Origin of the sequence: Bacteriovorax sp. PP10 (genome assembly GCF_035013165.1) — a bacterium.
GTDB lineage: Bacteria > Bdellovibrionota > Bacteriovoracia > Bacteriovoracales > Bacteriovoracaceae > Bacteriovorax > Bacteriovorax antarcticus.
On record NZ_JAYGJQ010000003.1, the window covers coordinates 407,833 to 421,348 of the forward strand.

At 36.7% G+C, this 13,516-nt stretch carries 16 protein-coding genes; 5 read left to right on the forward strand and 11 right to left on the reverse strand.

The window, feature by feature from the left end; genetic code table 11:
• Positions 1-123: 123 nt before the first annotated feature.
• Positions 124-2,289, forward strand: a complete 2,166-nt coding sequence (locus SHI21_RS19755; protein ID WP_323578895.1) for a copper-transporting P-type ATPase — start codon at positions 124-126, stop codon at positions 2,287-2,289.
• A gap of 14 nt (positions 2,290-2,303) precedes the next feature.
• On the opposite strand, the gene SHI21_RS19760 is transcribed toward SHI21_RS19755, so the two are convergent.
• Entirely contained in the window at positions 2,304-2,978 is a 675-nt protein-coding gene (locus SHI21_RS19760) for a methyltransferase family protein (RefSeq protein ID WP_323578897.1), read from the reverse strand.
• The gene (locus tag SHI21_RS20720) at positions 2,975-3,223 is read right to left on the reverse strand and encodes a DUF2933 domain-containing protein (RefSeq protein WP_410198836.1); all 249 of its coding nucleotides are present in this window, start codon (positions 3,221-3,223) and stop codon (positions 2,975-2,977) included. Before SHI21_RS20720 ends, SHI21_RS19760 begins: the two co-directional genes overlap by 4 nt.
• A gap of 351 nt (positions 3,224-3,574) precedes the next feature.
• Between SHI21_RS20720 and SHI21_RS19765 the strand changes: the two genes are divergently transcribed.
• Together SHI21_RS19765 and SHI21_RS19770 are read left to right on the forward strand one after the other, a co-directional pair.
• Positions 3,575-4,471: a DMT family transporter gene (locus tag SHI21_RS19765; RefSeq protein WP_323578899.1), complete on the forward strand. Its 897-nt coding sequence runs from the start codon at positions 3,575-3,577 to the stop codon at positions 4,469-4,471.
• Between the two features lie 128 nt (positions 4,472-4,599).
• On the forward strand, positions 4,600-5,031 hold the full coding sequence (locus SHI21_RS19770) for a hypothetical protein (RefSeq protein WP_323578900.1): 432 nt from the start codon (positions 4,600-4,602) through the stop codon (positions 5,029-5,031).
• Positions 5,032-5,220: 189 nt separating this feature from the next.
• Here SHI21_RS19770 and SHI21_RS19775 read toward each other — a convergent pair whose 3' ends face one another.
• Positions 5,221-5,541: a hypothetical protein gene (locus tag SHI21_RS19775; protein ID WP_323578901.1), complete on the reverse strand. Its 321-nt coding sequence runs from the start codon at positions 5,539-5,541 to the stop codon at positions 5,221-5,223.
• A 282-nt stretch (positions 5,542-5,823) separates the two neighbouring features.
• Between SHI21_RS19775 and SHI21_RS19780 the strand changes: the two genes are divergently transcribed.
• Positions 5,824-6,072 carry a hypothetical protein gene (locus tag SHI21_RS19780; RefSeq protein WP_323578903.1) on the forward strand — a complete coding sequence of 83 codons (249 nt, stop codon included), beginning with the start codon at positions 5,824-5,826 and terminating at the stop codon, positions 6,070-6,072.
• A gap of 23 nt (positions 6,073-6,095) precedes the next feature.
• Here the strand turns inward: SHI21_RS19780 and SHI21_RS19785 are convergent, their stop codons facing one another.
• The 8 genes from SHI21_RS19785 to SHI21_RS19820 all read right to left on the reverse strand — a co-directional run bounded on the left by SHI21_RS19785 (position 6,096) and on the right by SHI21_RS19820 (position 12,118).
• Positions 6,096-6,614 carry a hypothetical protein gene (locus SHI21_RS19785; RefSeq protein WP_323578905.1) on the reverse strand — a complete coding sequence of 173 codons (519 nt, stop codon included), beginning with the start codon at positions 6,612-6,614 and terminating at the stop codon, positions 6,096-6,098.
• Between the two features lie 179 nt (positions 6,615-6,793).
• Positions 6,794-9,205: a heavy metal translocating P-type ATPase gene (locus SHI21_RS19790; RefSeq protein ID WP_323578906.1), complete on the reverse strand. Its 2,412-nt coding sequence runs from the start codon at positions 9,203-9,205 to the stop codon at positions 6,794-6,796.
• Between the two features lie 23 nt (positions 9,206-9,228).
• Positions 9,229-9,426, reverse strand: a complete 198-nt coding sequence (locus tag SHI21_RS19795) for a heavy-metal-associated domain-containing protein (RefSeq protein WP_323578908.1) — start codon at positions 9,424-9,426, stop codon at positions 9,229-9,231.
• Positions 9,427-10,082: 656 nt separating this feature from the next.
• Positions 10,083-10,250, reverse strand: a complete 168-nt coding sequence (locus SHI21_RS19800) for a hypothetical protein (RefSeq protein ID WP_323578910.1) — start codon at positions 10,248-10,250, stop codon at positions 10,083-10,085.
• A 1-nt stretch (position 10,251) separates the two neighbouring features.
• Complete coding sequence (locus SHI21_RS19805; protein WP_323578911.1) at positions 10,252-10,599, reverse strand: DUF6488 family protein; 348 nt, start codon at positions 10,597-10,599, stop codon at positions 10,252-10,254.
• A 23-nt stretch (positions 10,600-10,622) separates the two neighbouring features.
• The gene (locus SHI21_RS19810) at positions 10,623-11,378 is read right to left on the reverse strand and encodes a HupE/UreJ family protein (protein WP_323578913.1); all 756 of its coding nucleotides are present in this window, start codon (positions 11,376-11,378) and stop codon (positions 10,623-10,625) included.
• A 39-nt stretch (positions 11,379-11,417) separates the two neighbouring features.
• Positions 11,418-11,840, reverse strand: coding sequence for a hypothetical protein (locus SHI21_RS19815; protein WP_323578915.1), 423 nt, complete (start codon positions 11,838-11,840; stop codon positions 11,418-11,420).
• An 8-nt stretch (positions 11,841-11,848) separates the two neighbouring features.
• Positions 11,849-12,118 carry a metal-sensing transcriptional repressor gene (locus tag SHI21_RS19820; RefSeq protein WP_323578916.1) on the reverse strand — a complete coding sequence of 90 codons (270 nt, stop codon included), beginning with the start codon at positions 12,116-12,118 and terminating at the stop codon, positions 11,849-11,851.
• A gap of 29 nt (positions 12,119-12,147) precedes the next feature.
• On the opposite strand from SHI21_RS19820, the gene SHI21_RS19825 reads away from it, so the two are divergent.
• The gene (locus SHI21_RS19825; protein ID WP_323578918.1) at positions 12,148-13,449 is read left to right on the forward strand and encodes an MFS transporter; all 1,302 of its coding nucleotides are present in this window, start codon (positions 12,148-12,150) and stop codon (positions 13,447-13,449) included.
• Positions 13,450-13,516 lie beyond the last annotated feature (67 nt).

The window sequence follows — 13,516 nt, forward strand, 5'->3', positions numbered from 1 at the left end:
AGAAAACAATGGCATCTCACTATTGAATTATTAGTTGCAAATTGTGATGTACATCATAGTTTTATAAATATTATTCTATAAAATTAAAAATCACTGCAAGTTTGCACTTATTTAGGAATTTAAATGGAAGCTCATCTACCTCATAATCATATTCACCATAAATCAGTTTCACAAAGTAATTTAGAATACACTTGCCCCATGCACTCCCAGATTCGCCAAGTTGGCCCAGGTAATTGTCCTATCTGTGGGATGGTACTCGAACCAGTAGAAATCCAAAACGGTGAGGAAGATAATACAGAATATCTTTCGATGCTTAAAAGATTCTTCGTCAGCGCTGTTTTAAGTTTGCCACTTCTTTTTATAACAATGGGTGGACGACATTTTATTCATCAAGCTGGTTTAATCCAAAATATGAAATGGATAGAAGTTATTCTCGCTACCCCTGTCGTTTTATGGGGTGGATGGCCCTTCTTCGTTAAATTTTGGCAGTCTCTAAAAAACAAAAGTTTGAATATGTTTACTCTAATTGGACTCGGAACCGGTGTGGCCTATGGATATAGCTTAATTGCTGTTTTTTTTCCTAAAATTTTTCCAGATTCATTTAAAGATTCCATGACTGGAGAAGTCGGACTCTATTTTGAAGCAGCAGCAGTGATCGTTACACTTATCCTACTTGGACAAGTTTTAGAACTAAAAGCTCGAGACCGGACAAGTGCTGCCATTAAATCTTTATTAGGACTTTCACCTAAAACAGCAAGGCGAATTAATGGTGATGGAGCGGAAGTTGATATTCCTCTTGAGCAAGTTGCTATTAACGATCAGCTTCGTGTCAGGCCGGGAGAAAAAATTCCAGTGGACGGTGTTGTTATATCCGGGCAATCATCTGTCGATGAATCAATGGTATCGGGTGAGCCGGTACCAGTAGAAAAAACACCTGGTGCAAAAGTGTTGGGAGCTACCATGAATGCCACTGGTAGTTTCATAATGAAAGCAGAAAAAATTGGAAAGGACACTCTGCTTGCCCAAATTGTTCAAATGGTCTCAGAGGCACAACGCTCTCGTGCACCAATTCAAAAACTCGCCGACACCGTATCAGGATACTTTGTTCCAATTGTTATCCTTATCGCAATTATTACAGGAATTATTTGGGGCCTAGTTGGTCCTGATCCAAAACTAGCACACGCCATTGTTAATGCAGTTGCAGTACTTATCATCGCATGCCCTTGCGCTCTGGGGCTTGCAACACCAATGTCAATCATGGTTGCAACTGGACGTGGAGCAAGCATGGGAGTTCTCTTCAAAAATGCAGAGGCCATTGAACAAATGAGGAAAGTTGACACTCTTGTGGTTGATAAAACCGGAACACTGACAGTTGGAAAACCAAAACTGATTATAGTTAAAAGTGTAGGTACTTTGAGCGACAATGAACTACTTTCCCTTGCTGCTAGTCTTGAAAAAGCAAGTGAGCATCCACTTGCAACGGCCATCGTGGCAGGAGCGATGGAAAAAAAAGTTGCTCTTGTTGAAGTTACGGGATTTTCTTCTATTACCGGTAAAGGACTTCTCGCTCAAATAGGTAATCAAAAAATTGCCGTTGGAAATAAGGCCTTAATGGAAGATCTTTCTATTAACTATCAAAACTTTGAAAAAGAAATGGATTTACTTCGAGAGGATGGCCAGACAGTTATGTTCGTAGCTATTGATAATAAATTTGCGGGGTTTCTGGGTGTCATCGACCCAATAAAAGAGACCAGCCAAATTGCTATTAAAACTCTCCAAGATCTTGGAATAAAAATTGTTATGATTACTGGAGATAATGCAAAAACAGCACAAGCAGTTATGAGAAAAATTGGAGTTGATTCTTTTTTCGCGGATGTATTGCCTCAAAAGAAAGCTGAGATTATAAAAACTATGCAGAAAGAAGGGAAGTTTGTAGCGATGGCCGGAGATGGAATCAACGATGCACCAGCACTGGCACAAGCTCAAGTTGGCATTGCAATGGGTACAGGAACTGACGTTGCGATGAATAGTGCTGGAGTGACTTTGTTAAAAGGAGATCTCATGGGAATAGTCAGGGCCCGCTCATTGAGCGAATCCACCCTTAAAAATATCAAACAAAATCTTTTTTTTGCTTTTATATATAACGTTATTGGCGTCCCCGTCGCGGCCGGTGTTCTCTATCCTTTTTTTGGAATTCTTTTAAATCCCATGATAGCTGCGGCCGCAATGAGTTTAAGCTCTGTATCCGTAATCGTAAATGCGTTGAGGTTAAAATCCACTAAGATTTAAGAATATAATCTTCGTTAATGTTTTGGCTCAAGGGTTTTATGTGATCCCTTGAGCTCTCCTAGATGTGGAAAAAATCGTGGAGTCACTTGTGCATATTTTCTGTAAGCATCTCCAAACTCAAGCTCAACGTCCTTTTCTTCTCTAATAGAAAGTCGAACATAAGTCCAAACCAAGATAGGAAACATAATTAGAGTCACCAAGGTCGGCCACTGAAATAAAAATCCAATCATAACTAATACGAAGCCAACATATTGTGGATGGCGTACATGTTGATAGGGACCGTTCGTGGCAAGTGTGCCTGCCTTTTGCGCCTTATAGAGTACCTGCCATGATGTTGATAGAAGCCAAAACCCTGCAACGATGAATATAGTGCTCACGATATGGAGAATATTAAAGTGAGGATCTCCTTTGAGACCAAGTAATGTATGTAGCAAGTGCCCACTATCGTGAGTGAAAAAATCGATTTGTGGATATTGCTTGGAAAGCCATCCCGATAGAAGATAAATTGTTAATGGAAACCCATACATCTCTGCAAAGAGTGCAACAATAAAAGCGGAGAATGTACTAAATGTTCGCCAGTCTCTCTTGCTATGTGGTTTAAAAAAACCAAAAGCAAAGAAAATAAAAATAAGTGCATTGATAAGGGCGATGCCCCAAAGCCCATAAGCTGATCCCGCCGAGTGGTTCATGATTTATTTTCCTCTGTTGGTTTTTGTCTATTGTTATGATGATGGTGCCCACCATGCATGAAAACATGCATCAGAAGGCAGGATGCGAATATAAAATATGGAAGATACGAAATGATATGCTCACGATGTTCTGTGAGCAAATAATAGGCTATAACGACAAGTGCTACATAGCTTATCCAGCGATGCCTTTTAAACCAGGATTCGTAATTTTGATTTGCTCCTTGATCATGCTTATGTATTTCCATTTCATCTCCTATCTAATATCTGGCCACATACGAGAGTTCCTTTAATATTCTAAATTCATCAAAAATCTTCTTGCTCAAAAAAGTCCCACTACTGAGGCACTTTGTCTCAACATCATCCATGTCTTAAATAAAGTAGATACATAAACACGAATGAACTTCATACCTGCAGGGAGTATGCCAAATGGCCTTGATCTTGCTCAGTATTATATGGTTGTTTGATTTTCAAAAAATAAAAAATGGAATTTGATCGGTACACAAAAAATGAAAAATTATATCCTAACAATACCTCCTAACCCAGCACTCGATTTAGGTGGAGTTAAAGACAATCTGAAACGATTGGACTGAGTGAGGGTGAAGGCACGATTTCAATCGCGCGCTACAACCATATCACTTGGTATTGGTGTCGTCCTGATTTGGAGCACTTGTTTCGTCACGATAAAATTATCTTCACTTGGTAATGAACCACTGACATTCGCCGCGATCCGTGCACTTCTTGCAGGGATTGTTTTATTGATCTTATCAACGCTAGGAGGTTGCTTAAAACCTCCTAGTAATACTTGGCCGTGGCTTGCAGTCAGTGCATTGACGGGAACTTCTTTAGCTTTGTGGGGAATGTTCGGAAGTGTACCTATTGAAGGATCGGTAATCGCAAGTATTCTAGGTAACTCCCAGGCGATTTTAATCGCGCCTTTAGCCGTTATTTTCCTGAATGAAAAACAAACTTTATGGCGATGGATGTGTCTAGGCATTGGATTTTTAGGTCTTCTACTTGTCATCGTTGGAAAAAGTGAAGGTGTAGGCACACTAGGAGGCTCTCTGATCGCATTACTTGCATCCGTAGGACTTGCTATCAGTAGTCTTGTGGCCAAACGATTGAGCGGTCAAATGCACGCCTTGACTCTCACTACTTGGCAATTTCTTCTCGGCTCCATCCCACTAGTTGTTGCCGCGATAATTTTCGAGAGACCATATTATTTTAGACCAACAGACAAAGCACTTTGGAGTTTAATCTATTTGGCCGTCATTAGTTCGGCCGGAGGATCTTTTATTTGGAACTGGCTTTTAAAGAGAATCGACGTGACTTCACTTACTGCTCTAACAATGCTCGGTCCACCAACATCTCTCTTATTGGGTCTGTTTATTTTCGACGAACGAGTAACAATGATTCAATGGGCGGGCATTACAATCGCCTTAGTGAGTGTTACCTGTCTTCAATGGAGTGAAGACCCTTCACATCACGATCGATAACATTGCCACCATAAAGAGTCAGTTTTCAGATTTACTTTAATGGGAAAATCTATGTAAGTATAACCAGCGGCAGTTATATTATTCATAGAACTTTGATACCTTTAGTCTCCACCAAGGACATTAAGACCATGAACGTAGTTAGAAAAAAATGCCACGCCTCAAGATGGATGTTTAGTACCAGCGGAGTCTGGCTAGTTGGTCTGGGATTTTATTTTATTGCCTTCAGGCCTCCACTTTTGCCGGAAGACCCGCGTTTCATGGGAGCGTCCCTCACTGAAATTCAGACAGCTCTACCTGGTCTTGAGAGTTGGTTGAAAAAAGTGTTCATCGTTATGGGCGGATTTATGGCGAGTACTGGTGTGCTCATTCTTTTTCTTGCTTCTATTGCTATACCGCAACGATTGAAAGGTACGTCATGGGCCATCGCTTTATCTGGCGCATTGTCTGTTTTATTAATGAGTGCTATTAATTTTTCACTGCACTCCGATTTTAAATGGATGTTATTAGTCCCCTCGATATTCTGGACAGTAGGTTTTGTCCTCTATCTCTTGGATCGCTAATAAATTATTAAATCACAAAGCTGATTCGAATAAATGCTTGATCATGCACTAATCGACAATGTGAAAAGACGCCAAGCAAGTTATTATTAACTTATTTCCCTCATCGATATATTCCTAAATTGTTATAAAAAATGATTTACTAAAGTTCTGTGTGCTACCTTTTTAATTCACCAGAAAGACTTGTGAGACCTAATTTTTTTTACTCTTTTCTTTTTTCATTAATTTTTGATCGCACATTTTGGCATCATTATGAATTTTCATGCAATCTTTCATCATTAGGTTCATTTTAGTCATTTCTTCCTTATTCATTACTCCATCTTTTCCTTCAAATTTCATACCGTTCATTTCTTTGCTATTCATTTTCATATCAATATTTTTGTTAGGCATTGTCTTTGAATCAGGATGATGATCTTGGTGAGATTGATCAACGACTTCTTGTGAAAGAACTGAAATCGAGGTCAATCCCATAAGTGTAATTGCTGAAATACTTGTCAATAATTTTGCTTTCATAAATAACTCCTAAGTTTATGCTTACTTTAAAATCAATTGAGATTATCAGGGATCTAGGATGAAAATGCTAATTAAAATATATTTATAAACTTATGATTTAAATCATATTCTCTAATTCTTATGCTTTAGCCATATAAAAAATAAGTCTAAGCTCTTATCACTATGATAGTTGGTGCTAAATTCAGCTTCGATTTTTAAAATTACGATATCAACTTTATAGAAATACACTTCAGAACAATATCTAAATGTGATATCATTTCTTTTTTGAACAAGATGGTGATTATGGATGTATTAATTTTATGTAAAGATTGCGGCGAACAGTTTGGCAATGATCGATCAAATGACAAAATAAATAAAATTTTAAAGCTAGCTAACTCATCTACAAAAACTTTACTGCAATTTTCTGAATGTATGGGAGTGTGTCCTGCTGGAAAATTTTGCACGGTCAGATTATTGAGTAATCAAATCAACTCAATGGAAAAAATTTCACTTTCGCCAGATGAAATATACAACATTTTTAGTAATAAATAGCACTTCCCTGTGCTATTTACCTTTTAGAATGAAATACTCGTTACATCTTTAAGTTTAATTTCCTTGTCAAGCACGGCAACAAAGCAGTTTTTTAAAATTTTTGCTTCGTCTTGTTCAGTTATAATCTCAGTCTTTCTTTCAACAGTCTCTCGCTTGTTCTTTGAAACTTGTTTAACGACTCTCGCCTCTCCTGCGATTTTGGTATTGACAACTGTAGCTGTCCCTAGGATCTCAGTGTGCGTGGTTGGGAAAAATTTACTTGTTGAATGAAGCTCGTTGTGATGAAGAGTTATCTGTTGTCCTGCTTTAGGGAGAATGAATTCTTCAGTTTTCTCAAGCTCTGTACCTCTCCTATTATTCGAAAATTTTCTTGTATAGACCTCAACTTTTTGATCTGTTTTCACTTGATCATAATCTTTACAAATTATGAGTTTATTATTATTTAAAATTTCAGTAATTGTATGAAATGCATAAAGATTCGTTGGTAAAACAGTAACTAAAAATGCCATTAGAAATGTATTTTTGATAATTTTTGATCGCACGAATCCTCTCCTTGTTTAAGCTCTACTCTAAATTACTCTATATACGTTGGCTAAGTCAAAAACGTGACAACTTGCTTTGATTTGTATCACTGACAATAGTTTTAGCTAGAGATCAAACTGAAACTAAAGACATGATGTAGAGATCGTAACACTGCAATCCTTTCGACATGTCCTTCTTACTACTTACTTTTTGGTTTCCAGTTTCTAAGCATCAGTGCATTAGTCACTACGCTGACACTACTAAAGGCCATGGCCGCTCCTGCAATCACTGGACTTAATAATCCAAATGCCGCTAATGGGATACCAACTATATTGTAAATAAACGCCCAAAACAGGTTTTGCTTAATCTTTTGATAAGTTCTTCTAGAAATCTCCAAGGCATCAGGAATAAGGAGTGGGTTACCTCTCATAAGTGTTATTCCGGCAGTATGCATTGCCACGTCAGTACCAGTAGACATTGCAATTCCGACATGAGCAGCTGCCAACGCCGGAGCATCATTGATGCCATCCCCAACCATTGCGACAATCTCACCTGTACTTTTTAGCTCTTCGATAATTTTGGATTTATCTTGTGGCAAAACTTCTGCACGAAATTCTGAAATATTTAAAGCGTTGGCCACTTTTTTGGCCGCTCCGCTATTGTCACCGGTAATCATCACTGTTCTTATATTTAACGCATTCAATTGTCTGATTGTCTCCCTAGCTGTGCCCTTAATTTGATCTGAGAATGCCAGAAGTCCTATAACTTTATTTTGTTTTTCATTCGCAACGTATGAAACTGTGTGGCCATCAAGTTCATAAAGAGTTGCAGCATCAGTAAAAATAGAAACGTCGATTGATTTTTCCTGCATTAATCTTTTAGTTCCAATGATATGTTTGTCTCCATCAACAGTTCCTTCCAATCCTCTACCAGCAAGTGCTTTAACATCATTACTCGGATCAAACGCTAAATTCATCATTGCCGCCTTTTCAATAACGGCTTTTGCTAATGGGTGTTCACTCCCACTTTGAATTGAACTAGCAATTCTTACAAGCTCGTATTCGGATTTTTCGTGCGTAAGTATTTTCGCTAACTCCGGTTTTCCGACCGTTAAAGTCCCAGTCTTATCAAATGCTACGACAGTTACAGAATGGGCCACTTCAAGTGCTTCAGCATCTTTAATAAGAATTCCGACCTTCGCGGCTAATCCTGTCCCAACCATGATTGATGTTGGGGTTGCCAATCCAAGAGCACATGGACATGCGATGACTAAAACAGCGACTCCGTTAATCAGCGCCTGCTCCCAATTGCCGGAGTACAATCCCCACCCGAGAATAGTCAGTAACGCTATAACTATGACGATTGGAACAAACACCGCGCTTACTTTATCAACTAAACGTTGAATTGGGGCCTTCGCTGATTGAGCGTTTTCTACAAGTCGGATAATTCTAGCGAGGGTTGTTTCCGCGCCTAGGGCTGATGTTTCAATTTCAATTAGTCCATCAACATTGACTGAGCCGCCAGTGACAGCGTCTTTAATATTTTTTACGACGGGTAAACTTTCACCTGTAATAAATGATTCATCAACTTGTGTTGAGCCCGCTATAATAATTCCATCAACCGGTATTTTTTCTCCCGGACGTACGACAACGATGTCTCCGAGATTTAAGTCATCAATCGACATTTCAACTTCATTGTTAATTCCACGTTTTACTCTGGCGATATCCGGTCTTAGCGATTGTAGTGCTTTTATTGCAGCCGATGTTTGTTGCTTGGCCTTTGATTCAAGATATTTTCCTAAAAGCACCAAAGTAATAACAACCGCTGAACTTTCAAAGTAAAGTGGTCCTAATCCTTCATGGCCGGCATGCTCCCCGTACAGAAATAAATGATACAAGCTTAATCCATAAGCGGCAGATGTACCGAGTGAAACCAGCAAATCCATATTTCCAGAACGTGCTTTAACGGCTTTCCATGCAGCTTTATAAAATCGAGCTCCAAGCCAAAATTGAACAGGTGTCGCCAAAATTAATTGGGGCCATCCCTTAAGCATGAAATCATATCCGAAAGGCTCAAAAATCATCGGAAGAACTAATGGAGCTGAAAGCAAGGTCGCGATTAATAATTTAAAAAATTCTTTCTTTAATAACTTTTCTTTTTCATCAACTTCTTCATTGATATTAGTTTTAGGCCTAGATGCTTTATATCCAGCTTTAGCAATTATTCGAATGAGATCTTCTTCATTAAGCAAGCCATCGACATATTTTATCTTTGCTTTTTCGGTAGCAAGATTGACTGAAGCGCTGATCACACCTTGCTCTTTTAGCAATACAGATTCAATACGGTTCACGCAACTAGCGCAGGTCATACCTTCCACTGCAAATTCTTTTTCCTTTGTAGCAACTTCATACCCGCTTTTTTCTATAGCTGATAAAGAAGCTTTAATGGAAGTATTATCTCTTAAAGTCAGTTTTGCCGTTTCAGTTGCCAAACTTACATTTACGTCAATAACACCTTCGACTTTTTTGACTTGTGATTCAATCCTGTTCACACAGCTGGCACAGGTCATTCCATTAATTTTTACATTGGCTTCAATATTTGCAGTATTCATTTTTACCTTCTTTTTATCAGTTTTTAAGAATCAAGTACTGAGTAACCAGCTTCTTCAATAATTGATGCGATTTCAGACTTTTTCTTTTCGCTGTGTACTTTAACCTTCTGACTCTTTAGATCCACGTTTACCTCAGCATTTGCATCTAAGGACTTCACAGCGTTTCTAATACTATTCACACAACTACTACAGGTCATTCCTTCTACATTAAATTCATACATTTTATTTCTCCTTGCACATACCCCCCACGGGTATCAACATAAGGAATACGACACACTTAAAGGAATTGTGACATCCCCTAAACACCTGCAATATCTATTATAATTAGTTAAAGTGGACGCGTTTGCTTCTTCAACGCTAAGGATATACTCGAGTTGATGCTCAATTAAAACTTCTCTAGCTTCTAGATACTCATCTACGCTTCATTTAAGGATAAGGCATCTTTCAGTCCAATTCTAAATTCGAAAAATGTTCGATCCATAATATCTTTGGTTAAGTTAACTTTTTCTTTCGTAATTTCAATCATGGTTTTTAGATTGCAGTAGATTTTTCTCAGCGCAAAAAAATAAAAAAGGAAATTACTTTGAATAAAACCGTGACAACAAATATTGGTAAACTAAAAAAGGTAAAGTTAATTTTATTTGTGGAATTAATATAACTAGTGGAGTTATTAACGTTCAATAAGTCAAAAGGCTAAAACATTTTATTTTGCTTTAGCCTTTTTATTATCAAGATATTGTTGTGTAAACAGATTCTATCAAAAAGAAACTCGAATTCACATGAAAATTGGTAATGATCCTAATGTCTTTATTATTGAAAAAACGTAGCAAAAAAATTAAACCGACCAAGATCAATCCTGGTCGGAGTAAAGATCTAACTACTTCTTCTTTTTAGATATGAACAAAAATCCAATACCTGAAATAACGAGGATAACAACTATACCAATAATCTTAGAGGCCAATGCATCCTCATCAGCGTGCGAATGACCGCTTCCTGGAGAAGCGAATGCTACAGAATTTAAAAAGTGATATATAAATTTTGTCATACTAGTTCCCTGAATTGTTAGCACCATTTAGCCAACCATCGAGAGAGATAAACATATAGAGACGTTGTCTTGCTGTATCAGATTCATCCTTATTAAAAAGAATCACAACCCACTCATCCCCTTTTGCGAATTTTCTTTTTTCAATTTGCTCTATAGGAATTGACTTCCATTGCTCTTTAACTTCTTTGGCCTTAACTAACACATCTAATGCCTCTGGAACAACTTTTTTAATTTGTGATTCCATACATTCACCAGAACATTTTAAAATCTTTTTTGGGTGATAATGATTTCCACTTGCAAAAATTGAATGTGAGAAAACTAGTACAGATAATAGTAGTAATGATTTCATAAATTCTCCTTAAGAATTAATTGTTAATGTGTATTCATCTCTTCAGCTTTCCAGTCAGTATGAATATGAGTGTGATCATCTTGATTTAGTGGAAATGCAGCTGGATCAGAGCTATGCCAATATCCATGCATTTGCATATTGAAGAGATAAATACCTCCAGCAATTAATGCAATATTGGCAGCATAAGCGAATTTCTGGAATGAAGAAGTCTTTCTCCATCCTTTTAAAAAGATAAGCATTACAGTCAATGCTATAATCTGGCCGAGTTCAACTCCAACATTAAATGAGAGAATTCTAAACAACATAGATTGCTTATCATCTCCTAATGGCAATTGCTGAAGTCGTGTCGAAAGACCAAATCCATGTATTAATCCAAAGGCAAAAACCATTTTTAACAAACTTGGTGGTTGCCAATGGAAATACTTTTTAAATCCATCAATGTTTTCGAAGCCTTTGTACATAACACTCATCGCGATAACTGCATCAATCAGATAATAATTTGCAGTGATTTTGTAAAATGTTGCAAACACTAAAGTTATACAATGACCAAAAGTAAAAACACTTATGAATTTAACAATATCTTTGAAAGTTGATAAAAAGAAAATAACTCCAAAAATAAATAGTAAATGATCATAGCCAGTAAGCATGTGAGTTGTACCAAGCCACATGTATTTTAGGTATCCACCTTCAAGCATAGCTTGCTTATCGGCGGCAGATATACCATGGGCCCAAATATTGGGACTCGCCAGCATTAAAAATGCTGATAGTAGAAGTTTCATCTATTCTCCTTAGATAAATAAAATTTAATTTAATAAAATCTAAGAATAGATAGGTGGTCTGAGGATTTCTAAAGTATATGAATCCGAAAAAAGATGAGCATATGTCTTAGGAATTGATTGAAAAATATCGAGAGAAAGAATAAAAAGTGAATTTGACTGAAAAAGAATCACTTCTGAAAATGTAACAACATTAACATGTTTGTGAGTATGCTCTTCCTCACCTTCACTATGTCTGTGCGTGTGAGAATGGCCAATAGATACTTCGTCTTCTGAATCAAGATCTTTATGATGGCTATCTCTTTCATGGTAATTTAAATGGGAAGCAAGAAAGACATTATGGGATTCTAAAGTCGCTAAATCATCTGAAAAGTATTTAACAGATATAAAAAAAGAACAAGACATCACAACAATCATGAAGCATGAAATAACGATGCAGTTGATTTTTTTTAAAGTTAAAATCAAAAAAGATCCTAAAGGTATTTTGTTATTTCTTTAAATTCATTTAAATCATTCTTTTTACTTTTGCCGTTACTTTCTTCCAAGCAATGCTCAATGTGATCGTGAATAACAGCTTTCTTAGCCTGAGTAATTGCCTTTTCAACAGCATATAGTTGTTGAGATACTTTCAAGCATTTCTCTTGATTTTCCATCATCTGGATTACTTTTGCCAAATGACCATGAGCTTTTTTAAGTCTCAAGATAATTCCTTTATGAGAAGCATGTTGTTTTATTTCATTCATTAGTTTATTATCCCCCCCAGGGGGTTAGGATGTCAATGCAATTTAAGATTTTACTCAGTAGGTTTTTGACTCGTTTTGGAGATCAAGCATGGGATTTTGCAGTTCCACTTGTACTTATCCAGATCTTTCCGGGAAAAATGCAGTTAATTGCTCTAGTATACTTATTTTCAAAACTAGCTCAAATTTTAATTGGACCATCTGTAGCCAGAAGAATTGATAACAATAAAAGAATCAACATCTATAAATTAGGTATTGGATCTCAAACAATTGCAATGATATTTATGTGGCTTGCTATTATATCTTTGTTCATAGGTCAGACCGAGGGTGCAAATTTCAGTTTACCCCAATATGTTTTAATCCTTTTCTTACTTTCAATCTTCAGTGCTATTTCAAATTTAGGATCTTCTTTAATGGATATATCTGTAGGATTTGATCTTGCTGTAGATGTGTTGCCTGAGAGTGAATTAACTACATTTAATAGTAGGCTTAAAAGACTTGATTTATTAACTGAAGTAACTGCTCCAATATTCACTGGATTAGTCTTTTCTCTTTTCTCAGACAAGACTGATTTCTGGGGATTTACAATCGTAGCTATCTTAAATCTTTTAACTTTTATGCCTGAATATTATTTATTAAAGGCAACTCAGAACTCAGCTTCCTACAAAGAAAAAATTTCGGTCCCTGTACCCTCAATTAATTTTTTAACGGTTTTCTTTGAATCAATGAAAAAATTAAAAAACAAACCTTATGCTCTAGTTATAGTTTCTTATGCATTTCTATGGTTATCAGCTTTAAGCCCTCACGGTGTTCTTTTAACAAGCTACTTGAAAGATGGTGCTAGAGTATCTGAAATGACTATCGGTCTATTTAGAGGCTTGGGGGCATTTTTTGGATTGATTCCAACTTTTTTATTTTCCATTATAAAAGAAAAGAAGGGTCTGGTTAGTACTAGTAAAATATTTATCCAATTTCAATTTATATGTATTCTAGCATCAGTTATTAGTTTTTATTATTTAGATAATATTTACATCTTCTTAGTATTAATTCTTTTTTCTCGCATAGGTCTTTATGGATTTAGTATCGGTGAAACAGAATTACGCCAACTATTAATCCCCAAGGATAAACGCGGTGAGGTAAATGGCATAGCTAACTCAACTACAAGTATGGCAACACTAGTATTATTTCTAGTTGCTTCAATACTAGGGAATACTTCAAACTTTGGAATGATGGTCATCTTTTCAGCTATTGCTGTGCTAATAGCATTAATTTTGTTCATAAAATTCAGCCTTCGTAACACAGTAACAGCTGACGTAAAAAGTGGAGCCATATAAGAACTCAGCCTTTTCTAAACCTCTGTCCTAAGTTAGTTGAGATTTAACTTCTAAAGAACGGTAGTTA

What these genes read in the sequence shown, in the direction of transcription:
- SHI21_RS19755 (WP_323578895.1), top strand. Translation starts at nt 124, where the DNA reads ATGGAAGCTCATCTACCTCATAATCATATTCACCATAAATCAGTTTCA.
- SHI21_RS19760 (WP_323578897.1), bottom strand. Translation starts at nt 2,978, where the DNA reads ATGAACCACTCGGCGGGATCAGCTTATGGGCTTTGGGGCATCGCCCTT.
- SHI21_RS20720 (WP_410198836.1), bottom strand. Translation starts at nt 3,223, where the DNA reads ATGGAAATACATAAGCATGATCAAGGAGCAAATCAAAATTACGAATCC.
- SHI21_RS19770 (WP_323578900.1), top strand. Translation starts at nt 4,600, where the DNA reads ATGAACGTAGTTAGAAAAAAATGCCACGCCTCAAGATGGATGTTTAGT.
- SHI21_RS19775 (WP_323578901.1), bottom strand. Translation starts at nt 5,541, where the DNA reads ATGAAAGCAAAATTATTGACAAGTATTTCAGCAATTACACTTATGGGA.
- SHI21_RS19780 (WP_323578903.1), top strand. Translation starts at nt 5,824, where the DNA reads ATGGATGTATTAATTTTATGTAAAGATTGCGGCGAACAGTTTGGCAAT.
- SHI21_RS19790 (WP_323578906.1), bottom strand. Translation starts at nt 9,205, where the DNA reads ATGAATACTGCAAATATTGAAGCCAATGTAAAAATTAATGGAATGACC.
- SHI21_RS19795 (WP_323578908.1), bottom strand. Translation starts at nt 9,426, where the DNA reads ATGTATGAATTTAATGTAGAAGGAATGACCTGTAGTAGTTGTGTGAAT.
- SHI21_RS19800 (WP_323578910.1), bottom strand. Translation starts at nt 10,250, where the DNA reads ATGACAAAATTTATATATCACTTTTTAAATTCTGTAGCATTCGCTTCT.
- SHI21_RS19805 (WP_323578911.1), bottom strand. Translation starts at nt 10,599, where the DNA reads ATGAAATCATTACTACTATTATCTGTACTAGTTTTCTCACATTCAATT.
- SHI21_RS19810 (WP_323578913.1), bottom strand. Translation starts at nt 11,378, where the DNA reads ATGAAACTTCTACTATCAGCATTTTTAATGCTGGCGAGTCCCAATATT.
- SHI21_RS19820 (WP_323578916.1), bottom strand. Translation starts at nt 12,118, where the DNA reads ATGAATGAAATAAAACAACATGCTTCTCATAAAGGAATTATCTTGAGA.
- SHI21_RS19825 (WP_323578918.1), top strand. Translation starts at nt 12,148, where the DNA reads ATGTCAATGCAATTTAAGATTTTACTCAGTAGGTTTTTGACTCGTTTT.